This window comes from Thioclava sediminum, assembly GCF_002020355.1.
GTDB lineage: Bacteria > Pseudomonadota > Alphaproteobacteria > Rhodobacterales > Rhodobacteraceae > Thioclava > Thioclava sediminum.
In genome coordinates this window covers 158,985-183,096 of the sequence record NZ_MPZV01000004.1, presented here as the reverse complement: position 1 = coordinate 183,096, position 24,112 = coordinate 158,985, and the positions used below count along the sequence as shown (strand labels likewise).

21 protein-coding genes and 1 tRNA gene are annotated in these 24,112 nt (G+C 62.6%); 10 read left to right on the top strand and 12 right to left on the bottom strand.

Features of this window, described 5'->3' with window-relative positions; all coding sequences use genetic code 11:
- Positions 1 to 2: 2 nt before the first annotated feature.
- From BMI91_RS16180 to BMI91_RS16170, 3 genes are all read right to left on the bottom strand, one after another.
- A complete protein-coding gene (locus tag BMI91_RS16180) occupies positions 3 to 770 on the bottom strand; it encodes an enoyl-CoA hydratase/isomerase family protein (protein WP_078605895.1) in 768 nt (255 codons plus the stop codon).
- Entirely contained in the window at positions 767 to 2,338 is a 1,572-nt protein-coding gene (locus tag BMI91_RS16175; protein WP_078605894.1) for an acyl CoA:acetate/3-ketoacid CoA transferase, read from the bottom strand. The genes BMI91_RS16180 and BMI91_RS16175 overlap by 4 nt, the downstream gene beginning before the upstream one ends.
- A gap of 708 nt (positions 2,339 to 3,046) precedes the next feature.
- A tRNA-Leu gene (locus tag BMI91_RS16170) sits at positions 3,047 to 3,131 on the bottom strand.
- A gap of 160 nt (positions 3,132 to 3,291) precedes the next feature.
- Here BMI91_RS16170 and BMI91_RS16165 point away from each other — a divergent pair.
- From BMI91_RS16165 to mtgA, 8 genes are all read left to right on the top strand, one after another.
- Positions 3,292 to 4,278 (top strand): complex I NDUFA9 subunit family protein, encoded by a 987-nt coding sequence (locus BMI91_RS16165; protein ID WP_078605893.1) that lies wholly within the window; start codon positions 3,292 to 3,294, stop codon positions 4,276 to 4,278.
- Between the two features lie 57 nt (positions 4,279 to 4,335).
- Positions 4,336 to 5,133: an undecaprenyl-diphosphate phosphatase gene (locus tag BMI91_RS16160; protein WP_078523332.1), complete on the top strand. Its 798-nt coding sequence runs from the start codon at positions 4,336 to 4,338 to the stop codon at positions 5,131 to 5,133.
- Between the two features lie 217 nt (positions 5,134 to 5,350).
- Complete coding sequence (locus BMI91_RS16155; RefSeq protein ID WP_078605892.1) at positions 5,351 to 6,784, top strand: NAD(P)-dependent oxidoreductase; 1,434 nt, start codon at positions 5,351 to 5,353, stop codon at positions 6,782 to 6,784.
- A 35-nt stretch (positions 6,785 to 6,819) separates the two neighbouring features.
- On the top strand, positions 6,820 to 7,575 hold the full coding sequence (locus BMI91_RS16150; protein WP_244176667.1) for a hypothetical protein: 756 nt from the start codon (positions 6,820 to 6,822) through the stop codon (positions 7,573 to 7,575).
- A complete protein-coding gene (gene gltB, locus BMI91_RS16145; RefSeq protein WP_078605890.1) occupies positions 7,572 to 12,110 on the top strand; it encodes a glutamate synthase large subunit in 4,539 nt (1,512 codons plus the stop codon). The genes BMI91_RS16150 and gltB overlap by 4 nt, the downstream gene beginning before the upstream one ends.
- Before the next feature lie 76 nt (positions 12,111 to 12,186).
- Complete coding sequence (locus tag BMI91_RS16140; protein ID WP_158522189.1) at positions 12,187 to 12,762, top strand: DUF1269 domain-containing protein; 576 nt, start codon at positions 12,187 to 12,189, stop codon at positions 12,760 to 12,762.
- 130 nt (positions 12,763 to 12,892) lie between these two features.
- Entirely contained in the window at positions 12,893 to 13,810 is a 918-nt protein-coding gene (locus BMI91_RS16135; protein ID WP_078605888.1) for a Hint domain-containing protein, read from the top strand.
- A gap of 31 nt (positions 13,811 to 13,841) precedes the next feature.
- A complete protein-coding gene (gene mtgA, locus BMI91_RS16130) occupies positions 13,842 to 14,588 on the top strand; it encodes a monofunctional biosynthetic peptidoglycan transglycosylase (protein ID WP_078570635.1) in 747 nt (248 codons plus the stop codon).
- On the opposite strand, the gene BMI91_RS16125 is transcribed toward mtgA, so the two are convergent.
- Genes BMI91_RS16125 through BMI91_RS16110 form a run of 4 tightly spaced genes read right to left on the bottom strand, consistent with a single transcriptional unit; the run spans position 14,589 to position 18,379 of the window.
- Positions 14,589 to 15,155, bottom strand: coding sequence for a DUF3833 domain-containing protein (locus BMI91_RS16125; RefSeq protein ID WP_078523339.1), 567 nt, complete (start codon positions 15,153 to 15,155; stop codon positions 14,589 to 14,591). It abuts the gene before it with no gap.
- 1 nt (position 15,156) lies between these two features.
- Positions 15,157 to 16,320, bottom strand: coding sequence for an SAM-dependent methyltransferase (locus tag BMI91_RS16120; RefSeq protein WP_078606075.1), 1,164 nt, complete (start codon positions 16,318 to 16,320; stop codon positions 15,157 to 15,159).
- On the bottom strand, positions 16,320 to 17,072 hold the full coding sequence (locus tag BMI91_RS16115) for a DUF1365 domain-containing protein (protein ID WP_078605887.1): 753 nt from the start codon (positions 17,070 to 17,072) through the stop codon (positions 16,320 to 16,322). The genes BMI91_RS16120 and BMI91_RS16115 overlap by 1 nt, the downstream gene beginning before the upstream one ends.
- The gene (locus tag BMI91_RS16110; RefSeq protein WP_078605886.1) at positions 17,069 to 18,379 is read right to left on the bottom strand and encodes an NAD(P)/FAD-dependent oxidoreductase; all 1,311 of its coding nucleotides are present in this window, start codon (positions 18,377 to 18,379) and stop codon (positions 17,069 to 17,071) included. The genes BMI91_RS16115 and BMI91_RS16110 overlap by 4 nt, the downstream gene beginning before the upstream one ends.
- Positions 18,380 to 18,569: 190 nt before the next feature.
- Between BMI91_RS16110 and BMI91_RS16105 the strand changes: the two genes are divergently transcribed.
- Positions 18,570 to 19,157 carry a sigma-70 family RNA polymerase sigma factor gene (locus BMI91_RS16105; protein ID WP_078541522.1) on the top strand — a complete coding sequence of 196 codons (588 nt, stop codon included), beginning with the start codon at positions 18,570 to 18,572 and terminating at the stop codon, positions 19,155 to 19,157.
- Positions 19,154 to 19,792: a ChrR family anti-sigma-E factor gene (locus BMI91_RS16100; protein WP_078551001.1), complete on the top strand. Its 639-nt coding sequence runs from the start codon at positions 19,154 to 19,156 to the stop codon at positions 19,790 to 19,792. Before BMI91_RS16105 ends, BMI91_RS16100 begins: the two co-directional genes overlap by 4 nt.
- Positions 19,793 to 19,796: 4 nt before the next feature.
- Here BMI91_RS16100 and BMI91_RS16095 read toward each other — a convergent pair whose 3' ends face one another.
- The 5 genes from BMI91_RS16095 to rfbC are packed head-to-tail and all read right to left on the bottom strand — an operon-like array spanning position 19,797 to position 24,029.
- Entirely contained in the window at positions 19,797 to 20,696 is a 900-nt protein-coding gene (locus BMI91_RS16095) for a glycosyltransferase (protein WP_146684129.1), read from the bottom strand.
- A 15-nt stretch (positions 20,697 to 20,711) separates the two neighbouring features.
- The gene (gene rfbA, locus BMI91_RS16090) at positions 20,712 to 21,584 is read right to left on the bottom strand and encodes a glucose-1-phosphate thymidylyltransferase RfbA (RefSeq protein WP_078605884.1); all 873 of its coding nucleotides are present in this window, start codon (positions 21,582 to 21,584) and stop codon (positions 20,712 to 20,714) included.
- Entirely contained in the window at positions 21,581 to 22,426 is an 846-nt protein-coding gene (gene rfbD, locus BMI91_RS16085; protein WP_078605883.1) for a dTDP-4-dehydrorhamnose reductase, read from the bottom strand. The genes rfbA and rfbD overlap by 4 nt, the downstream gene beginning before the upstream one ends.
- Positions 22,423 to 23,460, bottom strand: coding sequence for a dTDP-glucose 4,6-dehydratase (rfbB, locus tag BMI91_RS16080; protein WP_078605882.1), 1,038 nt, complete (start codon positions 23,458 to 23,460; stop codon positions 22,423 to 22,425). The genes rfbD and rfbB overlap by 4 nt, the downstream gene beginning before the upstream one ends.
- A complete protein-coding gene (gene rfbC / locus BMI91_RS16075) occupies positions 23,457 to 24,029 on the bottom strand; it encodes a dTDP-4-dehydrorhamnose 3,5-epimerase (protein ID WP_078605881.1) in 573 nt (190 codons plus the stop codon). The genes rfbB and rfbC overlap by 4 nt, the downstream gene beginning before the upstream one ends.
- Between the last annotated feature and the right edge of the window lie 83 nt (positions 24,030 to 24,112).

The window sequence follows — 24,112 nt, the reverse complement described above, 5'->3', positions numbered from 1 at the left end:
GTTCAAAGTCCCGAAAAATTAGGTTTGCGTTTCTCGCGGAAAGCCGTGACCCCTTCGGCGCGATCTTCGCTGGCCGAAATGGCGGCACTTCCGAGCGCCTCAGCCATGGCGCCGCGATCTTCACCCGCCGCGACATGGATCATCGATTTCGTGATTTCGACGGCGCGGGGCGACAGCCCGAGCGCACGGTCGATCAGGGTCTGCGCTGCGGCGCGCGGATCGTCGGAGACCGCGGCCACGAAGCCGACCGCCAAAGCCCGCTCGGCTTTCACCCGGTGACCGAAAAGCGCCATCTCCTTCACCATCGGTTCGGGCAGCAGACGCATCAGCCGCTGCGTGCCCGACCAACCGGGAACGATCCCGACGCCAGCTTCCGGGAGGGCAAGGCTGGCGCCGGGTGCCATGACCCGAAGGTCGCAGGCTGCGGCAAGTTCGAGACCGCCCCCGAAGGCGTGTCCGTTCAGCGCCGCAATCGTCGGCTTCGAGAGGCGCGCCAGCCGGTCGAAGATCCGGTGTCCGTCGCGGACCCAATGCCGCGCGAACTGGGCGGGGCTCAGATCGCCCCAACCGTTGATATCCGCCCCGGTGCAGAAGGCCCGGTCGCCCTCGGCGGTCACTAGCACGCAGCGAATCTCGACATCGCGTTCGATCCGATCGAGATGCGCCTTGAGCGCGCGCAGCATCTCCACTGTCAGGGCGTTCATCTTCGCCGGGTTGTCGAGACGCAGCTCTGCAACCGCGCCGTCGATGATCAGGTGAATATCGCTCATGGCGTCCACCCCATCGGGGCATCGGCGAGAAGCTTCGTGGACATGGTGACGGCATTCTCCGCCACGCGCACCCGCCCCTCGGAGGCGCCGACGATGTCCCGCTCGGGATCGATCCCCGGCATGATTTCGGTCGCGATGAGCCCTTTGTCATCGAGCCGCATCACGCAGCGCTCGGTGATATAGAGCACTTCCTGCCCCTGCTCGCGCGCACGCTCCCCGGAGAAGGTGACATGCTCGACCCGGTCCACCATCTTGGTGAACTTGCCGGGCGCACGGACACGGATGCCGGTCGCGTCCATCTCCATCTGCGCCCCGGCCTCGAACCAACCCGAGAAGACGATCTTGCGCGCATGGGCGGTGATATCGACGAAACCGCCGCAGCCAGCGGTCAGGTAAGGTTTCTTGCCGAGCTTGGAGACATTCACGTTCCCCTCCACATCGACTTCGAGGAAGGACAGGAAGGACATGTCGAACCCGGCGCCCTGGAAATAGATGAATTGCTGCGGCGAGGGCACGTAGCCATCGGCGTTCGATGCGCAGCCGAAGGCGAAGCCGGTCAGGGGCATCCCGCCCACCGCGCCTTGTTCGATCGCCCAGGTGACCGCGTCGGGATGGCCTTCCTCGAGCAGGATGCGCGGCACCATCGCCGAAATCCCAAAGCCGAGATTGGCCGTCATGCCTCCGCGCAGCTCCATTGCCGCGCGCCGTGCGATCACCTTCTCGATCCCGTGCTCGGCCAGTTCGAAGCTCGACCACGGACGCATTACCTGACCCGAGATCGCCGGATCATAGGGAGTCTCGCAGGTCTGTTTCTGATCTTCGTCCACGACCACGTAATCCACGAGATGGCCCGGCACCCGGACGTCATGGGGACGCAGCGAACCCGCCGCTGTAACCCGCTCCACCTGCGCGATCACCAGCCCGCCATTGTTGCGCACCGCAATCGCCTGCTCGAGCCCGCCGAGATAGGCGCCTTCGTGCTCATAGGTCAGATTGCCGCGCTCATCGGCGGTGGTTGCGCGCAGAATGCAGACATCGGGATAGATATTCGGGAAATGGAGCCAGGTGTCGCCATCGAATTCCACGCGGCGCACGATGGGGGCGCCTGCTGCGCGATCGTTCATCGCACAGCCCTCGCGCTCGGGATCGACGAAGGTTTTCAGACCGACCTTGGTCATCACCCCCGGACGCCGCGCGGCCGCTTCGCGATGCATGTCGAACAGGATGCCGGAGGGCACGTTATAGGCAGCAACCCGATCCTCGACGACCATCTTCCAGATTTCCGGCATCGGCAGGTTCGACGAACCCGACGGATAGGATCCGGCCAGAACTGTGCTGAGCAGACCATCCTTGGCGATGTGATCGATGCCCTTCACACCGTACATGTCCCCCGCAGCGATCGGATGGATCATGGTCAGGTTCTGCGGATGTTGCTCCTGATCGAAGCGCTCGCCGATCGCCTTGAGCACGGAATCGGGGCAGCCCAACGCCGAAGACGAGGACACCGTGATGATAGCGCCATCCGCGATTTTCCCCACTGCTTCCGATGCACTGACGATCGTGCCCATAGTTCGCTTCTCCCAATCCAAATTGCCGACCCCAGACAAGATTTCAGTCGACACGCCCCAAAAAGACTCAGCAAATAGGAACGTTCCAAATACCTATAGGAACGTTCCAAATTTGTGTCAAACGTTTTTAGCTGAACAAATTCATTCGAGAGGACATGGAAACGAGACGATCGCGCGAAGAGGCCCCTTTTTGCCGCGCTAAGGAGGTCGGCGGCCCGCGCAGAGCCTTGACGATGAGGAGCAACTGTCAACGGCGGGGTAAAATCCTGCCATCGGCGGCGCAAAAAACGGCGACTTCGGGGTAAGGGCGCGACGCGCACTATGAGACAGCGACCGGTCAACCGCGCTCCCCAGGTAGCGGGCAGTTGACTGGCCGCCTTGGCCCGTGAAGGCCAAGCCTTCATCGGCTGGATCAGGCGGCGTCGGTGGACTTGCCTGCGCGGCTTTAGGCGAGCCGGTAATCGCGCTGAAGAGATGGCGAGCCAATGCTCAACTGGGCGCGCCACCAAATCCTTTCCGCATTTGCTCCACTGAACCGGAACCGGTGCGCCCGAATCTTATCGTTACGCCTCAGGGTCGAGCCTCACGAACGATATTCATAACCCACCTCATGAAATTCACATGCGGGACCGTTTTTGAGGCAAAATCAGGCCCAAGACAGAGAAAAGCTCGGAAAACCGAAGTTTTCCGAGCTTTTCGCTTGGTTTATGGTGCCCAGGAGAGGACTCGAACCTCCACGCCTTGCGGCACACGGACCTGAACCGTGCGCGTCTACCAATTCCGCCACCTGGGCAGGTGTCGTGGAGCGCGAGATACATAGCGGCGCTGGGACTGTCAACGGGGATCGACACGAAAAATTCGCAAGCTTCGACTCTTCGGGTCTTTGGCCTTGTTCCCGCGGGGGCGAGGCGGTAATCAAAGAACGAAATTCTTGCAAGGAAAGGCCTCTGCCCATGTCCAAGCTGGTTACGATCTACGGCGGTTCGGGGTTCGTCGGGCGCTATATCGCGCAGCGCATGGCAAAGGACGGTTGGCGGATTCGCGTTGCGGTCCGGCGTCCGAACGAGGCGCTCTTCGTCAAACCCTATGGTGCGGTCGGGCAAGTCGAGCCGGTCTTCTGCAACATTCGCGACGACGCCAGCGTGCGCGCGGCGATGCAGGGCGCGGATGCGGTGATCAACTGCGTCGGTATTCTCGTCAATGAAGGCAAGAACAAGTTCGGCGCCGTGCAAGCCGAAGGTGCGGGTCGCGTGGCGCGTATCGCCGCAGAGATGGATGTGCCGAAACTGGTGCAGATCTCGGCCATCGGCGCCAATCCCGACAGCGAGAGCGAATATGCCCGCACCAAGGCTGCAGGCGAGAAGGCGGTGCTGGACGCCTATCCGCAGGCCGTGATCCTGCGCCCCTCGATCATTTTCGGCAACGAGGACGGGTTCTTCAACAAATTCGCCTCGATGTCGCGCTTCACCCCGATCCTTCCGATCACCGGCGGTCACACGAAATTCCAGCCGGTTTTCGTCGACGACGTGGCGAAGGTCGCGGTGATGGCAGCGGACGGGGAAGTTTCGCCCGGCACCTATGAACTCGGCGGGCCGGATGTGGAGACGTTCCACGACCTGATGAAGCAGATGCTGACGGTGATTCACCGTCGTCGCCTCGTACTGTCGTTGCCGCGCTGGATCGCGAGCATCCTCGGCGGCGTCTTCGATCTGGGTCAGGCGGTCACCGGCGGGCTGTTCACTAACCGCATTCTCACGCGCGATCAGGTGAAGAACCTGCAAGCTGACAATGTCGTGTCCGAGGGCGCGAAAGGCTTCTCCGATCTCGGAATTCAGCCTATGGCAATGGAAGCGGTGATGCCCGGCTACCTGTGGCGCTTCCGCCCCGGTGGGCAATATGACGACATCAAAGCTTCGGCGAAGAACCTTCGCAAGACATAACCCCCTCCTTCCTCCCCGGTGCCGCTTGCGGCGCCTCTCTGACCTAGGCGGTATTTCTTGAGCTATCTGAACGACGTTCTGCTCGGTGTGATCGAAGGGATCACCGAGTTTCTCCCGATTTCGAGCACTGGCCACCTGATCTTGGCCGAACATTGGCTTGGCACGCGCTCGGATACCTACAATATCGTCATTCAGGCCGGGGCGATCCTCGCTGTGACGCTGATCTATTGGCGTCGCCTGATGGAGCTTCTGTTCAACTGGCGCAATCCGGAGAACCGCGACTATCTCGCGAAGCTCACCGTGGCCTTCCTGATCACCGCCGTTTTGGGCCTGATCGTGAAAAAGATGGGCTTCGAGCTGCCGACAACGATCCAACCCGTCGCCTGGGCGCTTGTGATCGGCGGCTTCTGGATGCTGTTTGCGGAACGCGTCGCGGATCGGCAGGCCGATAACAGCCAAATCTTCTGGCGCGTCGCCATCGCGGTCGGGATCGCGCAGATCGTGGCCGGGGTCTTTCCGGGCACCTCGCGCTCGGCCACGACGATTTTCGTGGCGATGCTTCTGGGCACCTCGAACCGGGCGGCGGCGACCGAATTCGCCTTCCTCGTCGGTATTCCCACCATGTACGCGGCGAGCGGTTACGAATTGCTCAAGCAGCTCAAGGACGGGACCGGCGGCAACGAGGATTGGGCCGGGCTCGGCATCGCTTTCGTCGTCTCGACCGTCACGGCCTTTGTCGCGGTGAAATGGCTTCTTGGCTATATTCAGGGGCACCGTTTCACCATCTTCGCGATCTACCGGATCATCTTCGGCGGGCTCCTGCTGAGCCTTGCGGCGGTCGGTGTGTTAGGCTGACGAAGGCGAATCGCTTTTCGGCAGCGCGTGATCCTCAGGAAAATCAGGGTAAAGCGGCAACAAAGTAAATGAAGCTGACCTATTTTGAGCGAATTTGAGGTGCCTTCTCGTGCGCCTCTCGCAAAAAATGCACATTTAGGTCAGCCTTGCTTACTTTTATTGCTGTGGCAGGCAGTGTAGTCATGCGCACCCACCGGTTTTCTAGGGAGGCGCCACAATGGCCAAGCAACCGATGCTCAAGTTCGTCAAGACGGCGAAAGAGATGCCTCAGAAGCGCGACGCGAACGTGCGCTCCCATGATTTCAACGAAATCTATCGCGAATACGCGGCCGAGAAGGCCGCCGAGCAGGCGAGCCGCTGCAGCCAATGCGGCGTGCCCTATTGCCACACGCATTGCCCGCTCCATAACAACATCCCCGACTGGCTCCGCCTGACCGCCGAAGGCCGTCTGCAGGAAGCCTACGAGATGTCGCAGGCCACCAACACCTTCCCGGAAATTTGCGGTCGCATCTGCCCGCAGGACCGTCTGTGCGAAGGCAACTGCGTGATCGAACAGTCGGGCCACGGCACCGTCACCATCGGCGCGGTCGAGAAATACATCACCGACACCGCCTTCGACATGGGTTGGGTGAAACCGATCAAACCGTCGACCGAGCGCGCCGAAAGCGTCGGCATCATCGGCGCGGGCCCGGGCGGTCTGGCGGCCGCCGACGCGCTGCGTCGCGCTGGCGTGCAGGTCACGGTCTATGACCGCTATGACCGCGCGGGCGGCCTGATGACCTATGGCATCCCCGGCTTCAAGCTGGAGAAAGACATCGTCATGCAGCGCGTGAAGCAGCTGGAAGATGGCGGCGTCGAATTCGTGCTGAACTGCAATGTCGGCACCGATATTTCCTTCGACGCGATCCGCGGCAAGCATGACGCGGTGCTGATCGCGACGGGCGTCTACAAGACGCGCGAACTGACCGACGAGGGCGCGGATGCGGCCGGCATCGTGCGCGCGATCGACTATCTTACCGCCTCGAACCGCAAGAGCTTTGGCGACGACGTGGCCGAGTTCGAAGACGGCACGCTGAACGCGGAAGGCAAGCGCGTCATCGTCATCGGCGGCGGCGACACCGCGATGGACTGCGTGCGTACCGCGATCCGTCAGGGCGCCAAGTCGGTGAAATGTCTTTATCGCCGCGACCGCGCCAACATGCCGGGCTCGCAGCGCGAAGTGCAGAACGCCGAGGAAGAGGGCGTGGAATTCGTCTGGCTCTCCGCACCTGCGGCCTTCTCGGGCAACCCGGTCACCAACTGTTCGGTGCAGCAGATGCGTCTGGGCGCGCCGGATGCGTCCGGCCGTCAGAGCCCCGAGAAGATCGAGGGCGGCATCTATGACGAAGAGGCCGATCTGGTGATCAAGGCGCTCGGCTTCGAGCCCGAAGACCTGCCCGGCACTTGGGAGGCCGACGATCTGGAAACGACCCGCTGGGGCACCGTGAAGGCCGAATTCGGCACCCACGCGACCTCGATCCCGGGCGTCTATGCGGTGGGCGACATCGTGCGCGGCGCAAGCCTCGTCGTCTGGGCGATCCGCGACGGGCGCGAAGCGGCGGGCTCGATCCTGCGCTATCTCGAAAACGTGGCGGCGGTGGCGGCGGAGTGATCCGCGCCCTGCCGATCTGAAAAGGAATGTATGCGATGCGGTCGAATTTTCTCGGCATGGCGATCTGCGGGGGGCTGTTCAGCGCCCTGCCCGCCCATGCCGAAGACTTCGCGCCGCCGCAGGGCTGCGAGGTCTTCATGACCGTGCAGATGCATAACTGTCAGGTGGCCAATTACTACCGCTGCGCCGCCGATCCGGAGGGAGATCTCTGGACCGCCTTCGCGGATGGTGAGGGCATCTATTACCTGAGCCATATCGATGCCGAGACGCGCTGGCTTGAAAGCGTGTCGACCGATAACGGCGAGATCGAGATGTTCGATCCGGGCGCATCGAAGGATGCTCCCTCGTTCTCGGCGCTCCTGTCGGATGGCAAGGACGATTACGATTTCGTCACGCGCTCGAATTATCGGGGTCTGCGCCGCTATGTCGGCAGCGATACCCTCACGGGCAAGTCGGTCAGCATCGACGATGTCCCGCTCGAGACGATCACCTTCGATCTGCGCGAGGATGACCAGAACGGCCAGACCGTCGCGACCCGCACCGGCACGCAATATATCTCGCGCAAATATCGCGTGTTTTTCAGCGGCGCGGAGCGGTTCGAGAACGATCAGGGCGATGTCGTGAGCTATGACGACAGCCCCGTGCGCTTCGACTTTCCCGGCGATCCCGGTTTCTCGACCGAGACGCCCGAATATGACTGCGACCTGATGATGACGCAGGCCGATCTTCGGCCCACGCAAGTCAGCCTCGCCCCCCTTTCCCGCTCTTTCTCCAAGGAGGCACTGCAATGACCAAATATGACGAAGCCTGGGTGGCCGCCGAGGAAGCGAAACGCCAGTGGATGAACGAGAATTCGCTGTGGAAGGAAGAAGACGAGAAGGCGTCCTGCGGCGTCGGCCTCGTGGTGTCGATCGACGGCAAGGCCTCGCGTCGCGTCGTGGAGAACGGCATCGACGCGCTGAAAGCGATCTGGCACCGCGGCGCGGTCGATGCCGACGGCAAGACCGGCGACGGCGCGGGCATCCACGTCCAGATCCCCGCCCCCTTCTTCTATGACCAGATCCGCCGCACCGGCCACGAGCCGGACATGGAGAAAATGGTCGCCGTCGGTCAGGTCTTCCTGCCGCGCACCGATTTCGGCGCGCAGGAGCGCTGCCGCACGATCGTGGAATCCGAAGTTCTGCGGATGGGTCACTACATCTACGGCTGGCGCCACGTTCCGGTGAACACCGAGGTGCTGGGCGAGAAAGCCAATTCGACCCGCCCCGAGATCGAGCAGATCCTGATCCGCAACGACAAGGATATCGACGAGGAGCAGTTCGAGCGCGAGCTCTACATCATCCGCCGCCGTATCGAGAAAGCGGCGATCGCGGCGCAGATCAACGGGCTCTACATGTGCTCGCTGTCGTGCCGCTCGATCATCTACAAAGGCATGATGCTGGCCGAGCAGGTCGCGGAATTCTATCCCGACCTGAAGGACGAGCGCTTCGAGTCCGCCTTCGCGATCTATCACCAGCGCTATTCCACCAACACCTTCCCGCAATGGTGGCTGGCGCAGCCCTTCCGGATGCTGGCGCATAACGGCGAGATCAACACGATCAAGGGCAACACCAACTGGATGAAGAGCCATGAAATCCGCATGGCCTCCTCGGCCTTCGGCGACAGCGCCGAAGACATCAAGCCGATCATCCCGGCGGGGGCGTCCGACTCCGGCGCGCTCGATGCGGTGTTCGAACTGATGGTCCGTTCGGGCCGCAACGCGCCGATGGTGAAGACCATGCTCGTCCCCGAGCCGTGGTCGAAATCCACCGACACGATGCCCTCCGCGTGGCAGGACATGTATGCCTATTGCAACGCCGTGATGGAGCCGTGGGACGGCCCGGCGGCGCTGGCGATGACCGATGGTCGTTGGGTCTGTGGCGGTCTCGACCGCAACGGTCTACGTCCGCTGCGCTATGTCATCACCGGCGACGGCGTGCTGATCGCGGGCTCGGAAGCCGGCATGGTGCCGGTCGACGAGGCGAGCGTTGTCGAGAAAGGCGCGCTTGGTCCGGGTCAGATGATCGCGGTCGATATGCGCGAGGGCAAGCTCTACCACGACACCGAAATCAAGGACAAACTGGCCGCGGCCCAGCCCTTCGGCGAATGGGTCGGCAAGGTCACCGATCTGAACGCGATCCTCGTCGACGTGCCGGAAAACCCGAAATTCTCGGGCGGTGAACTGCGCAAGCGTCAGGTCGCGGCTGGCTATTCGGTCGAAGAGATCGAACAGATCCTCGCGCCGATGGCCGAGGACGGCAAGGAAGCCATCGCCTCGATGGGCGACGACACGCCGCCTGCGGTTCTGTCCAAGCAATATCGCCCGCTGAGCCATTTCTTCCGTCAGAACTTCAGCCAGGTGACCAACCCGCCGATCGACTCGCTTCGCGAAAGCCGGGTGATGTCGCTCAAGACGCGCTTCGGTAACCTCAAGAACGTGCTCGACGAGGATAGCTCGCAGACCGAGATCTGGATCTTGGAGAGCCCGTTCCTCGCGAATTCCGAATTCGATCACATGCTCAACGAATTCGGCGAGCAGGTGACGATCATCGACTGTACCTTCCCGGCCAATGCCGATCAGGATGCGCTGCGCGAGGGTCTGACCCGGATCCGTCAGGAAGCCGAAGACGCGGTGCGCTCGGGCGCGCTCCATATCGTGCTGAGCGATGAGGAGCAGGACGAAGACAAGGTTGCGATGCCGATGATCCTCGCGACGAGCGCCGTGCATAGCTGGCTCACGCAGAAAGGTCTGCGGACCTTCTGCTCGATCAATGTGCGCTCGGCGGAATGTATCGACCCGCATTACTTCGCGGTTCTGATCGGCTCGGGCGCGACCACGGTGAACGCCTATCTCGCGCAGGACACGCTGGCCGACCGGATCGACCGCGGTCTGCTGGGCGGCACGCTGGTCGACGCGATGCGCAAATATCGCGATGCGATCGACGCCGGCCTGCTGAAGATCATGTCGAAGATGGGGATCTCGGTGATTTCCTCCTATCGCGGCGGTCTGAACTTCGAAGCCGTGGGTCTGTCGCGCGCAATGGTCGCGGAATACTTCCCCGGCATGCATTCGCGCATCTCCGGTATCGGTCTGCACGGCATCCAGCACGCGCTGGAAGGTGTGCATGCGAAAGGCTGGAAAGGCGGTCAGGACGTGCTCCCGATCGGCGGCTTCTACAAGGCCCGCCGCACCGGCGAGTCCCATGCGTGGGGCGCGCAGTCGATGCACATGCTGCAATCGGCCTGTAACCGCGCGAGCTATGATCTGTGGAAGCAATACAGCTCGATGATGCGGGCGAACCCGCCGATCCATATCCGCGACATGCTGGATATCAAATCGCTGGGCAAACCGGTGCCGATCGAAGAGGTCGAGTCGATCACCTCGATCCGCAAGCGCTTCGTGACGCCGGGCATGTCGCTGGGGGCGCTGTCGCCCGAGGCGCACAAGCTCTTGAACGTCGCGATGAACCGGATCGGCGCGAAGTCGGACTCGGGTGAAGGCGGCGAAGACCCGGCGCATTTCGTGCCCGAGCCCAACGGCGACAACCCGTCGGCGAAGATCAAGCAGGTGGCTTCGGGTCGTTTCGGTGTGACCGCCGAATACCTCAACCACTGTGAAGAGCTCGAGATCAAGGTCGCTCAGGGCGCCAAGCCCGGCGAAGGCGGTCAGCTTCCGGGGATGAAAGTCACCGACCTGATCGCGCGTCTGCGGCACTCGACCAAGGGCGTGACGCTGATCTCGCCGCCGCCGCACCACGACATCTACTCGATCGAAGACCTCGCGCAGCTGATCTACGACCTCAAGCAGATCAACCCGAAGGTCAAAGTGACGGTGAAGCTGGTTGCGTCCTCGGGCGTCGGCACGATCGCGGCCGGTGTGGCGAAGGCGAAGGCCGACATTATCCTGATCTCGGGCCACAACGGCGGCACCGGCGCATCGCCTGCGACCTCGATCAAATATGCCGGTCTCCCGTGGGAGATGGGTCTGACCGAGGCGCATCAGGTGCTCGCGATGAACAACCTGCGCGAACGCGTCACCCTGCGGACCGATGGCGGTCTGCGCACGGGCCGCGATATCGTGATGGCCGCGATGATGGGGGCCGAGGAATACGGCATCGGCACCGCCGCCCTGATCGCGATGGGCTGCATCATGGTCCGTCAGTGTCAGTCGAACACCTGCCCGGTTGGCGTCTGCACCCAAGACCCCGAGCTGCGCGCCAAGTTCACCGGCACGGCGGACAAAGTGGTGAACCTCATCACCTTCTACGCTCAGGAAGTGCGCGAGATCCTCGCCTCGATCGGTGCGCGTTCGCTCGACGAGGTGATCGGTCGCGCCGATCTTCTCAGCCAGGTGAGCCGTGGCTCCGCCCATCTCGACGATCTGGATCTCAATCCACTCCTGATCACCGTCGATGGCTGGGACAAGATCGTCTACGACCGTTCGAAGCCGCGTAACTGGGTCTCGGACACGCTCGATGCGGAGATCATCAAGGATGGTCATCGCTTCTTCGAGGAAGGCGAGAAGATGCAGCTCTCCTACGCGGTGCGCAACACGCTGCGCACTATCGGGACGCGCGCTTCGAGCCATATCGTGAAGAACTTCGGGATGCGCAACGCGCTGCAATCGGACCACCTGACGGTGAAGCTGACCGGCTCCTGCGGTCAGTCGCTGGGCGCTTTCGCGGCCCCGGGGCTGAAGATCGAAGTGTCGGGCGATGCCAACGACTATGTCGGCAAGGGTCTCTCGGGCGGCATGATCGTCGTGCGTCCGCCGATGGCCTCGCCGCTGGTCGCCTCCGAGAACACGATCATCGGCAACACCGTGCTTTACGGCGCGACCGAGGGCCACCTGTTTGCGGCGGGCCGCGCAGGCGAGCGCTTCGCGGTGCGCAACTCGGGTGCGAAAGTGGTGATCGAGGGCTGCGGTTCCAACGGCTGTGAATACATGACCGGCGGCGTCGCGGTGATCCTCGGCTCGATCGGCCCGAACTTCGGTGCGGGGATGACCGGCGGGATGGCCTATCTCTACGATCCGGACAACACGGCGGAAGAGCTGATCAATCTCGAAAGCCTTGTCACCTGCGGTCTGGGCCACGAGCATTGGGAAGCCGAGCTGAAAGGCCTGATCGAGCGTCACGTCGCCGAGACGGGCTCGCGCAAAGGGGCCGATATTCTCCAGCACTGGGAGACCGAGAAGGCGAACTTCCTGCAGGTCTGCCCGAAGGAGATGCTGGCGCATCTGTCCTACCCGCTCAGCGACGAACCGCAGGCGATGCCGGCGGAATAAGGGAACCCTTTCCCCTACGGAACCGTTTCAGAGGGCGAAGCACATGCTTCGCCCTTTGTTCTGTCTGGAGGTAACGATGTCCGAACTGTTGGTGATGGCGCATGAAACCGAGGCCGCGGGCTTCGCGACGCGCGAGGAACTCAGAGCACTGGAAAGAGAAGGCTTTTTCCGGTCGCAGGACATTGTCGTCGTGACCCGAGACGAAAACGGCGAGATTCACGTTCATGAAAACAGCAACACGATGGCGCTTGGCGCGATTGGTGGCGCTGTCTGGGGCGGACTGCTGGGTCTCGTCTTCCTGTCGCCTGTCGTCGGCGCGGCAATCGGTGCGGGCGCGGGCGCTGTGTCCGGCAAGTTCACCGACCTCGGGTTGAACGACTCTTTCCTGCGCGAAGCGGGCGAGAGCTTGCCGCAAGGCGGTTCGGCCGTGTTCATCTTGCTTAAGAAGGGCACCGCTGCAGAGGTCCTCGACCGGATGAAGACCCTAGGCCACGCGCGCGGTCGCGTGCTGCAGATCCCCTTGCCGGAAGATTTCCACGAACGGCTCGAGTCCGCCCTGTCTTCGGGGGGCACCACAGCCTTCACCGGCGAGGAAATCACCGAAGGTGCCACAGGAAATCTCGCGCGGATGGTGGGCCCCTCTGCCCTCTAAACCCGCTGTGACCGGGATGTCACTCTTTAACCCATAGTTAACTTTGCGCCCCACAGGCGCCTTTGTGTCGCCCAGTTCCGTGCTTACCAAGTAACGAATAATTTATAATAACGTTACTCGAGCAGCAAAAATGGCAACCTATTACGACCAGTTCTACATCATGGATCCGGGCAGTCCGCCCGCTGCGGGCACGGCGCTTTCGCCGACGACATATGAAATTGTCGATCGGAATAACGACAATTGGATTTCCAGCAGCAACAGCGCCCGCGACACGATCAACGGCCAACGCGTCGAAGATGTCTGGCGCGGCGACACGATCACCATCGAGCGTCCGAATGGCGTGCAAGAGACGATCACCGGCGACACGTTCTACCTGCGCGACGGGAGTGCCGTGTTCACTCCGTCCGATGGCACGATCCTCCACAACGCGACCTTCATCAGCTCCACCTATGTCACGCAGAGCACCCAAGCGCCGGTCGGCGATCTGGGGCCGGAATGTTTCCTCGCCGGGACGCGGATCGACACGCCCGAAGGGCCGCGACCGGTAGAGCGGCTCAAGGCGGGCGATCTTGTCATCACCGAGGACGACGGGCCGCAGCCTCTTCTTTGGACGGGTGGTCGGGTCTGTCGCGGCGTCGGGGCCTATGCGCCGATCCGGTTCGCGCCGGGGGCTATGGGAAATCGACGCGCTCTTTACGTGTCTCAACAACATCGGATGTTGCTGCGCGGCTGGCGCGCCGAGATCGCCTGCGCCCATAGCGAAGTTCTGGTCGCCGCCAAGCATCTCGTGAACGGCAAGAGCATTCGGGTGGCTCCGCGCCCGCGCGTGCAATACCGCCACCTGCTTTTCGCGCGCCATCACATCCTCATGGCCGAGGGCGCGCCGACCGAGAGCCTTTTTCCCGGCAATGTCGTCCTTGAAGACGACCACGGTATCGCGCGCGAGATACGCACCGCGTGGAAGCAGGTGTCAGATGCGCCGATCGAAACCATGGTAACGGCGCGACAGGTCGCGCGCGGACCGGAATTGGCACTGCTTGTCGCTTGACCCTTCGGGGCACGCTGTGACTTATACGCACATGGCTAAGAGCAAGAAAAAATCGGGCCGCAAACCCGCCAAACGCAGCACGAAATCGAGCGTTTCCAGCAGCATGCGCGCGCCTTTCCGCACTGCCCTGAAATGGGCGCTGCGGGGCGTGATGGGTCTCGTTGCGCTGGTGCTTGTGCTGATGGTCCTGTTCAAATTCGTTAATCCACCGACCACCTGGACGATGTGGAGCGAACGCCAGCGTCTTGGCGCAGTCGATCAGAAATGGGTGCCGATCGAGGATATCGCGCCCGTGCTCGCCCGCTCCGTCGTCGCGGCGGAGGACGCGAATTTCTGCAACCACTGGGGCTTCGACATGCGCGCGATCCGCAAGGCGATCGACGATGGCGCCAATCGCGGCGCCTCGACGATCACCCAGCAGACCGTGAAGAACGTGTTCCTCTGGCAGGGCCGAAACTGGCTGCGCAAGGCGCTTGAGGCGTCGATGACGCCGCTGGCCGAGGCGATCTGGGGCAAGAAGCGGATCTTGGAAATCTATCTTAACGTCGCTGAATTCGACGAAGGCGCGTTCGGGGTGGATGCCGCCGCGCATCGCTATTTCCGCACCACGCCCGACAAGCTGAGCGCCCGCCAATCTGCCTTGATCGCTGGCGTCCTGCCCGACCCGAAGGACCGTTCGGCGGCGAAGCCCGGCAGCTTCCTGTCGCGCCGCGCGCAATCGATCATGGACGGCGCGGCGACGATCCAGAAGGACGGGCGCGCAAGCTGCTTCGAGTGATCACTCGGCCGGTTCGGTCATCGGGCGCATGACGGCGAAGAGCTCCGCGACCTTGATCCCGAATTTGCGCATCTGCGACCGATTCAGCAGCGTCCCGTCCGGCATCAGGTAAATCCAGTCGGTCACGTCGAGCACGTGGCCGCCCGCATCCTCGGGCAGCCGCAACCGATAGCGCATCCGCAGCGCATTGCCCGACTGCTCCATCTCGGCGCGACCTTCGATGTCGTCGGCGGTCGAGCTGATCTCGCCGTTCGGCCCGAACTGGATATTCCAGGCACGGCTCTGTCGCCTACCGGAGGCATATTCGAACTCCTCCTCGATCACGCCGCCATCATTGGTGAACCGCCCCGTCATCACGGCACGGAAGCGCGAGGTGACCCGCCCGTCAGGGCCGTAGATCATGCCATGCGCCTCGACAGGGCCCTCGAACGCCCGGCGAATATCGAATTCCGGGCTTTCGGCCGCGTAATCCGCAGACTTTTGCGCCGGGAAGGAGAAGAAGAAATGCCGGATCAAGAGAGCCGCCAGGATCAGAACCGCGAGGGTGAAAAGCAATTTTAACAACATCTTACGCCCTCGCATGTGCCAGTTGGACCTGCACCACATCGGTATGGCCTACCGCGAAGGCCGCCGCGCAGGCTTCGAGATAATAGGACCAGTTGCGCAGGAACTCCGGCCCGAAGCCAAGTTCGGTGGCCCGCGCGCTGCGCTCTTTCAGACGGGTCGCCCATTGCCGACAGGTCTCGGCATAGTCCTGCCCGAAGGCGAAGCTTTCCTTCACCGCCAACCCGGCCTTCGCCGCCTGATCGCGGATCACCCCATCGGACAGAAGCATGCCACCCGGGAAAGTGTATTGCCGAATGAAATCGGAAGTCTCGCGATATTTCGGAAAGTAGGAATCAGACACTGTTATGGCCTGAATCATCGCAGAGCCGCCCTCCGCCAAGCGATCTTTCACGGTTTGGAAATAGTTCGGCCAATAGCGCTCGCCGACCGCTTCGATCATTTCGATCGAAACGATATGGTCGAATTTCCCCGGCGTATGGCGATAGTCCTGCAACCGGATATCTGCCCGCCCGTCGAGCCGCGCATCGGCGTAACCTTTCTGGCTGGGCGAGATCGTGATGCCGGTGACATGACGTCCCTGCTCGGCTGCGCGTTCGGCGAAATGTCCCCAGCCGCAGCCGATCTCCAGCACCTGTTCCCCGTCGCCCATCTGGTCGAGAATGCGGTCGAGCTTGCGGTTCTGCGCCCGGTGCAGATCGTTGTCCCCCGGCGCGAAAAGGGCAGAGGAATAGCTCATCCCCTCGTCCAGCCAGAGCTGGTAGAACTCGTTCCCCACGTCGTAATGCGCCCGGATGTTGCGCGACGCCCCGCGCAGCGAATTGGCCCGCATCAGCCGATCGATCAGGCGGAACTTCACGTTCGACCAGAAGCCCGCATAGGCATAGCCGTCGACCACATCGAGGTTCTTCAGCGCGAGCGACAGAAGCGCCTCAATCGAAGACGTCTCCCACAGCCCCGCGATATAGGCCTCGCCCAGCCCGACATCGCCGCGCGACGCCATCGCCACCACGGCCTGCCAGTCGCGGATTTCCATGTCGGCTTGCGGCTCCCCGCGACCGAAACTGCGCACGGTGCCGTCAGGCAGGCGCAGATGCAGCGTCCCCTGCTCGATCTTCTCGCAGGTCGCGAGGAATTCGCTGCGGATCCGGTTGGTCAGGAAAGGCATCATTGGCTGATCTCCTCGCTGGGGGGTGTGGGCCGCGAAAAGTAGCGGGCGCCTTTGAGCTTGAGCCGCAGGGCCTGCCAGTAGATCAGGCCGAGCGTGCGGATCGGGGTGAGCGGACGGCGCAGCGCCATACCGAGAAGCGCCGCCGAAGTCAGTTTGCGGCGCTGGGTGGCGAGGGTCGCGACAACGCCCTCCTCGCCATTGCGATGATCGATGCGGATGCGGATGTGCTCGGCTCCGATGTCGAAGCGAAAACGATACTCCCCGGCGATGGTCTGGAACGGGGAGACGTAGAAGATTTTCGCAGCATGAAGCTCGGTTTCCGCAGAAATAGGGTCGAAATTCGGGGTGGCGCAGAGATAGGAGTGACGGTCGCCGAAGGTATTGTTCACCTCTGCGATCACGGCGCGCAGGTCATCTTGCGCATCATAGGCCAGCCAGAAATTCACCGGGTTGAACCCCGCCCCGAGGATCTTCGGCTGGGTCAGAAGGCGCAGCGTCGAAATCTCGGGCGCACCGTGACGCGAGAGCTGTTTACGGACCCATGCAGCACCCTCGCCGCGACCGGGCGCCCCGCCGTAATCCTTGTCATGCACCGTCGCGAGGTTGCGTCCGCGGCGCGAGAAAATCCGCGGCCACGGGCCCGGCGCATCGGGATCGATCATCACGTAATCGACGTGATAGCGGAACTGGTGGGAAATCGCGCCCCGCCGCGCATGAACCGTATGACCGGGGCAGAACTCGCCGCTCATGCGGGCACCTTTTCGAAGTCGACCTGCGGCTGCGCCCCGCGATTGAGCTCGCGCGCCACCCGAACCGCCGAGGCGAACCCATCTTCATGGAAACCATGACGGAGCCATGCGCCCGCGAACCACGTCCGATTCAGACCCTGTATCGACTGGATTTCGCCCTGCGCCTGTATCGCTGCGCGGTCGAAAACCGGGTGCCAGAAGACCTCGTGATCGTAGATCGTCTCCTCGGCAATCGGCGCATCGGGGTTCAGCGTGACGAAAAGCGGATCGCTTTCGGGGATGTTTTGCAGTTTGTTCATCCAATAGGTCACGCCAAGCCGCGTCTCATTCGCGCGGGTCTGGGCTTGATAGACCCAGCTTGACCAGCACGCGCGGCGGCGCGGCATCTGCGCCACGTCGCGATGCAGATAGACGTCGTTGGGCTGATAGCGGACCGCCGAAAGCGCGGCCTGTTCCTCTGGGGTCGGCTTGGCCAGCAGCTTGAGTGCCTGATCGGAATGGGTGGCGATGATGACCTGATCGAACTGATCCGGAAGGGCCTTTTCCGCCGAAATAGTGACTGAATTGCGCTGCCGCTCGATCGCGGTGACCGGCGTTCCGGTGCGGAATTCGACGCCGCGCAGGCGCAGGGCGGCCTCGAGCCGCTTCACATATTCGATCGACCCGCCCGAGACCGTCCACCACTGGTGCTGACCGGTCGCCGACAACAATGCGTGGTTCTCGAAGAAGCGCAGGAGGCTTTTGGCCGGGAACGCGCCGATCTGATCGGCAGGCGTGGACCAGATCGCCCCGCAGATCGGCAGCAGGTAATAGCGTCGGAACCACTCGCCCAGGTTCAGCTCGTCCAGCAGATCATCGATCGTTACGTCGTCGCTTTTCGCAACAGCGACGGCCTTGGCGTTGAACTTCGCGATATCCGCGACCATCCGCAGGAATCCCGGCCGGGCGAGGTTCCGCTTCTGCGCAACGAGACTGTTCAGGTCGCGCAAAGCATATTCGATGCGGCCCTGATCGATCGTCACGCCAAAGCTCATGTCGGATTTCTCGACCGGTACATCGAGCTCGGAGAACAGGCGCGTCAGATGCGGATAATTCGCGTAATTGAAGACGATGAAGCCGGTATCGACCGGCTGATCGCCGTTGCGCCCCGCCGTGATCGTGCGCGAATGCCCCCCAAGCCGCGTCTCCGCCTCATAGATGGTGACGCGATTATGCGGCGCGAGTTGCCACGCCGCCGCCAGACCGGAAATCCCGGATCCGATGATCGCGATGCGTTGCGCATGTGGATGCAGGGCATCAAATGACATTCGAATTCTCCCAAGCTCTTGAAGGCGTAACGGTGCATATTACCGTTTGGATCAGAAGTTTTTTCGCATCGCATGTGAACCGCTATCTCATAAGCTGCGTATCGGTCACATGCTGAGAGATGCGACCATCAACTTCGACACCACAGGGACCCCGCCAATCGCGGCGGGTCAGGCCTTTGCCGGGAAGATAATGGACGACAGGAAATCAGCGAAACCGACGCCCGAGGCGGCTTGCGAGCAGACCGATTGGCTCGTGGCAGTTCGTGACAAGCGTGACAAACTGGCCTTCGCGCGGCTTTATGATCACTTCTCGCCGCGACTGAAGGGGATGCTTGTGCGATCCGGCATGACGCAGGCGGCGGCAGAGGATGTGGTTCAGGACGTGATGCTCACGATCTGGCGGAAGGCACATCTTTACGACGAGACGCGGGCACGCGCCTCGGCATGGATTTACCGGATTGCACGCAATCGGCAGATTGATGTGATCCGAAGACGGCCCCGGCCCGTTCCAGACGAGCTGATCGCCGAGGCCGAGACGCGGGAAACGCGCGAGGCCGATGCGGCGATCGGGCTGGAACAGGAAGCGGCGCAGCTGCGCGAAGCGATCGAGGCACTGCCGGAAGCGCAGCGCGAGATCATCGAGCGGGCCTATGTGGGCGAACTCACACAGGCCGAAATACGCGAGGCGACGGGCCTCGCCCTTGGGACGATTAAATCGCGGATCCGGCTGGCGCTGGAGAAGCTTAGACACGAGTTAAGGGATCTGAGAGAAGAATGACCGAGATTACGCATCATTTGCCCGATTGGTTGGTACGGTCCTACGCGACCGGCTCGCTGGGTCATGCGTTTTCGCTGGTCGTGGCGGCGCATGTGAGCCAGTGCGACGAGTGTCGCGCACGGCTTGAAGCAGAGGAACTGGCGGGCGGGCTGGTTCTGGATGACCTGAAAGGCATGGCCCCCAGCGACGATTTGCGGCGACGTGTGTTCGACGGGTTGGACGACGACGATGTGATCGTCGCGGAGCAACCTGCGCGCGCCGGGATTTATCCGGGCGCCGTGGTCGAGGCGATGGGCGCCGACAGTCCGCGCTGGCGGGCCTTGGGCGGCGGCATCAAGCAAGCCATTCTGAGCGAGGATAAAGAAGGGTCGGCCCGGCTTCTGTATATTCCGCCGGGGATGGCGGTGCCGGATCACACGCATGGCGGGCTGGAACTGACGCTGGTGCTGCAGGGGTCCTTCTCGGACGAGACCGGGCGCTTTGGCGTCGGCGACGTGGAAGTGGCGAATGACGATCTCGATCACACGCCGATTGCGGGGATGGAGGATGTCTGCATCTGCCTCGCCGCCACCGATGCGCCACTGAAGTTCAAGGGTCTTCTGCCGCGCTTGCTGCAGCCGATCTTTCGGATTTAAGACCCTAAATCCGCCGAAACACAGCCCCGATCCAAAGGGCAAGCGTTGCCGCCCGGCTTTGGCGATAGAGCCTCAGCCGGGCGAATTCTTTCAGACGGGTTAAAAGAGTCGCGTCGCGCATCCTCTTGAAGCGATCGAAAATGGCCTGGTTCTCGGGCGTGAACCGATGCGCCGATGCAGTGAGCGCTGAACATTGATCGTCGATCCAGCACCGCCAATCGCCGGACAGCATGCATCCGAGTCGAGAGAGTTTGGCGCGTATTTTCACATTCGCCCCTTCCGCGTTGCCCCCGTGTTGGCGGTAGAGAACCGTGGGCTTTGCATCATAAATGACCCGCGCACCGCACCCGGTGAACAGCTGATAGAGCCACCAGTCATGACGCGGCGCAACTTGCAGTTCGCGCGCCGCACAGATGGCCAGTTCGGCCCCGACCGGGTTCAGGAGAATGGTGTTTCCCGCCGCGATATTCTGCACCAGTGCATTGCGAAAAGACGGCGGGCGTGTGTGTCGGACGGAGAGATGCTGGTCTTCCAGATCAGCGTTGCAGACCCAAGTCCGGCTGCAATAAAGCGCAGGCCCCCCCTCACCCAATGCGGCAATCCCGCGCGCGAGCCGATCCGGCAGCCAGACATCATCCTGATCACAAAAGGAGATGTAATCCTGCTGCGCGCTGTCGATCCCCCGCAGCAGAGACAGGAAATTCCCTCCCGCGCTGGTCCGCGGGCCTCTCACGATCTGCACATCATGGCTGCGGGCGAGCTCCGCCAAGACGTCGCGCGCGGCATCGCTTCGGCTGTCGTCCCCGACGATCAGCCGCCAATCCCGATGGGTTTGCGCCGCGAGGCTTTCCAGTTGATCGCGCAGCTCCGGACCCGGATCGCGTGTCGCCATCAGGATCGTCACCCGCGCCACGGTCGCTTACTCGATCAGGCGCAGCAGATACTCACCATAGCTGTTCTTGCCGAATTTCTTTGCCCGGTCGGCGAGCGCGTCGGCACTGATCCAGCCCTTCTCGAAGGCGATCTCGTCGGGCGAGCCACTTTGCAGGCCCTGCCGCTCTTCCAGCGTGCGCACGAAATTCCCCGCATCGAGCAAGCTGCCATGCGTTCCGGTGTCGAGCCAGGCGAAGCCCCGGCCCATCTGCGTGACGGAGAGCGCACCGTCATGCAGGTAGGTTTCGAGAAGCGAGGTGATCTCCAACTCGCCACGGGCGGAAGGGGTGATCGTCTTGGCGCGGTCCGGCGCGGTTTCGTCGAGGAAATAGAGCCCCGTGACCGCGAATTGCGACGGCGGCACTTCGGGCTTCTCGATGATCGCGCGCACGGTACCGCTCTCGTCGAAATCCACCACCCCATACCGCTCCGGATCGCGCACGCGGTAGCCAAAGACGGTGCCGCCATCTGTGGTCGCATTCGCCGCTTTGAGGATTTCGCCAAGCCCAGCCCCGAAGAAGATATTGTCGCCCAGAACCATCGCCGACGGGCTGCCGGCGAGGAACTCCTCGGCCAGCAGATAGGCCTGCGCCAGACCGTCGGGCGAGGGCTGGGTGATATAGGTCAGGCTCAGCCCCCACTGGCTGCCATCGCCGAGCGTGCGGATGAACTGCTCCTGATCATGCGGCGTCGTAATCACCGCGATCTCGCGAATGCCCGCCAGCATCAGCGTCGTCAGCGGATAGTAAATCATCGGCTTGTCATAGACCGGCAGAAGCTGCTTCGAGACGCCCATCGTGATCGGATAAAGCCGCGTGCCCGAGCCGCCTGCCAGAATAATGCCTTTGCGTTTCGTCATACCGCTTCCAATTCAATTAACACTTCATTCAATCCCGATCTCCAATCGGGTCTATTCAGGCCGAACACGGCCAAATCGCTGCAGTCGAGCCGCGAATTGAGCGGCCGTTTCGCAGGCGTCGGATAATCGGTGGTGGGGATGTCCTCCACCGTCACGTCCCGCCCGGTCCGCGCGAAGATCTCTCGTGCGAAGCCTGACCAGCTTACGTCGGGAGAGCCTGAGAAATGGTAAACGCCGCTTTTTTCGGGCGCGCGCTGCAACTCTTGCGCTATCGTCAGGCAGGCCTCGGCGATCGCCTTGGCCGGCGTCGGCCCGCCGATCTGGTCGGCGACGATCGTCAGCCGATCGCGGCTTTCCGACAGGCGCAGCATCGTCTTCACGAAGTTCCCGCCATGCGCCGAGAAGACCCAACTGGTGCGCAGAATCGCGAAGGGGCCACCCGTGGCGCGGATCGCTTCTTCGCCTGCCAGCTTTGTGCGGCCATAGGCGCCCAGCGGACCGGTCGGATCGGTGGGCTTGAACGGCGCGTCGCCCGAGCCGTCGAAGACGTAATCGGTGGAGATGTGAATGAGCGGGATACCGAGGTCGCAGCAGGCCTTGGCCATCGCGGCGGGCGCGTCACCGTTAACGGTTTGAGCGAGCGCCTCTTCTTCTTCAGCTTTGTCGACTGCCGTATAGGCGGCGGCGTTGATCACGGCCTCAGGCTTGGCCTCCCGGATCGCTTTCGCTGCGGCGCCGGGATCACGCAAATCGACCCTATTCCGGCCTAAAAGCGCCGCATCGGGCGCGAGGCGCTGTAGTTCCTGCGCGACTTGGCCGGTCTGTCCGAAGACGAGGATCATGCCTTGCCCAACCTTTCGCCGACGCCGTGCCGCTCCAGCAGCGGGCGCCACCAAACCTCGTTCTCGAGATACCAGCGCACGGTGCGCTCGAGCCCCTCCTCCACCGTCACGCTCGGGCGCCAGCCCAGCTCCTCACGGATGCGGGTCGGGTCGATCGCGTAGCGCGCATCGTGGCCGGGGCGGTCGGTGACGAAGGTGATCAGATCGGCATAGGGCGCGTCGCCCGGACGCAGCTTGTCGAGAATGGTGCAGATCGTCTGGACGAGCTCGAGGTTCGACCGCTCGTTCTCACCGCCGATATTGTAGCTGCGGCCCAAGGCACCCTTCTCCAGCACCAGAAGCAGCGCATCGGCGTGATCTTCCACATAGAGCCAGTCGCGCACGTTCGAGCCGTCGCCGTAGATCGGCAGCGGTTTGCCCGCGAGCGCGTTCAGGATCACGACCGGGATCAGCTTTTCCGGGAAGTGATAGGGGCCGTAATTGTTCGAACAATTGGTGAGCACCACCGGCAGCCCATAGGTCTCGTGCCAGGCGCGCACGAGATGGTCTGAGCCCGCTTTCGAGGCGGAATAGGGACTGTTCGGCGCATAGGGCGTCTCTTCGGTGAACTGGCCCGTGGCGCCGAGCGTGCCATAGACCTCATCGGTCGAGATGTGGTGGAAGCGGAAGCTCTCGGGGCGACCCTCGGCCTCCCAAAAGCTGCGCGCCGCTTGCAGCATGTTGTAGGTGCCCATCACGTTGGTCTCGATGAAGGCGCCGGGGCCGTCGATCGAACGGTCGACATGGCTTTCGGCCGCGAGATGCATCACCGCGCCGGGCTTGTGGCGGGCGAAGATGGTGGCCAGCGCGTCCGCGTCGCGGATATCGGCCTGCTCGAAGGCGTAGAGCGGACTGTCGGCGACGGGCGCGACATTCTCGAGGCAGGCGGCATAGGTCAGCGCGTCGAGGTTCACCACCTCATGCCCGCGCGAGACGGCGAGGCGGACGACTGCGGAGCCGATGAACCCGGCACCGCCGGTAACGAGGAGTTTCATGCTGCGCCCTCCCAGGTGAAGGGGCTGTCGAACCCGGCAAACAGCGGCGCCTCGGCATCTTTACCGGACAAAACAGGCTCTATTCCTGCGGAAAGCGGCCAGTCGATGCCCAGATCCGGGTCGTCCCAGCGGATCGCGCCTTCGCAGTCGGGCGCGTAGTAATCCGAGCATTTGTAGACGATCTCGGTCCCCGGCTCGAGCGTGACGAACCCATGCGCGAAGCCCGCCGGGATCAGCAGCTGCTTGCCGTTCTCGAAGCTCAGCTCGGTGCCGAACCATTGCCCGTAGGTCGGGCTTCCCTCGCGGATATCCACCGCGACGTCCCAGAGCCGCCCGCACCCGCAGCGCACGAGCTTCGCCTGCGCGTGCGGCGGGGCCTGAAAATGCAGCCCGCGCACCGTGCCCACGGCCTCCGAGACCGAATGGTTGTCTTGGACGAACTCGATCTCGATCCCGGCTTCGGCAAATCGCTTCGCCGAATAGCTCTCGGAGAAAAATCCGCGGTGATCACCGAATCGCTTCGGGGTGATCACAAGAACGCCGCTGAGAGGAGTTGGTTCGACCTGCATTCGCCCTGCCTTCATTGCTTCGGGAAAGTTGTGCCAAAGCACGGCCCGAAAGGCCAGCGACATCGCTGCATGCCAAGAAATCA

Coding starts and splice junctions, on each gene's coding strand:
- BMI91_RS16165 (WP_078605893.1), top strand. CDS start 3,292: ATGTCCAAGCTGGTTACGATCTACGGCGGTTCGGGGTTCGTCGGGCGC.
- BMI91_RS16100 (WP_078551001.1), top strand. CDS start 19,154: ATGACCGAGATTACGCATCATTTGCCCGATTGGTTGGTACGGTCCTAC.
- BMI91_RS16110 (WP_078605886.1), bottom strand. CDS start 18,379: ATGTCATTTGATGCCCTGCATCCACATGCGCAACGCATCGCGATCATC.
- rfbA (WP_078605884.1), bottom strand. CDS start 21,584: ATGACGAAACGCAAAGGCATTATTCTGGCAGGCGGCTCGGGCACGCGG.
- BMI91_RS16105 (WP_078541522.1), top strand. CDS start 18,570: ATGGACGACAGGAAATCAGCGAAACCGACGCCCGAGGCGGCTTGCGAG.
- BMI91_RS16155 (WP_078605892.1), top strand. CDS start 5,351: ATGGCCAAGCAACCGATGCTCAAGTTCGTCAAGACGGCGAAAGAGATG.
- rfbD (WP_078605883.1), bottom strand. CDS start 22,426: ATGATCCTCGTCTTCGGACAGACCGGCCAAGTCGCGCAGGAACTACAG.
- BMI91_RS16115 (WP_078605887.1), bottom strand. CDS start 17,072: ATGAGCGGCGAGTTCTGCCCCGGTCATACGGTTCATGCGCGGCGGGGC.
- rfbB (WP_078605882.1), bottom strand. CDS start 23,460: ATGAAACTCCTCGTTACCGGCGGTGCCGGGTTCATCGGCTCCGCAGTC.
- BMI91_RS16150 (WP_244176667.1), top strand. CDS start 6,820: ATGCGGTCGAATTTTCTCGGCATGGCGATCTGCGGGGGGCTGTTCAGC.
- gltB (WP_078605890.1), top strand. CDS start 7,572: ATGACCAAATATGACGAAGCCTGGGTGGCCGCCGAGGAAGCGAAACGC.
- BMI91_RS16120 (WP_078606075.1), bottom strand. CDS start 16,320: ATGCCTTTCCTGACCAACCGGATCCGCAGCGAATTCCTCGCGACCTGC.
- rfbC (WP_078605881.1), bottom strand. CDS start 24,029: ATGCAGGTCGAACCAACTCCTCTCAGCGGCGTTCTTGTGATCACCCCG.
- BMI91_RS16135 (WP_078605888.1), top strand. CDS start 12,893: ATGGCAACCTATTACGACCAGTTCTACATCATGGATCCGGGCAGTCCG.
- BMI91_RS16180 (WP_078605895.1), bottom strand. CDS start 770: ATGAGCGATATTCACCTGATCATCGACGGCGCGGTTGCAGAGCTGCGT.
- BMI91_RS16175 (WP_078605894.1), bottom strand. CDS start 2,338: ATGGGCACGATCGTCAGTGCATCGGAAGCAGTGGGGAAAATCGCGGAT.
- BMI91_RS16140 (WP_158522189.1), top strand. CDS start 12,187: ATGTCCGAACTGTTGGTGATGGCGCATGAAACCGAGGCCGCGGGCTTC.
- BMI91_RS16125 (WP_078523339.1), bottom strand. CDS start 15,155: ATGTTGTTAAAATTGCTTTTCACCCTCGCGGTTCTGATCCTGGCGGCT.
- mtgA (WP_078570635.1), top strand. CDS start 13,842: ATGGCTAAGAGCAAGAAAAAATCGGGCCGCAAACCCGCCAAACGCAGC.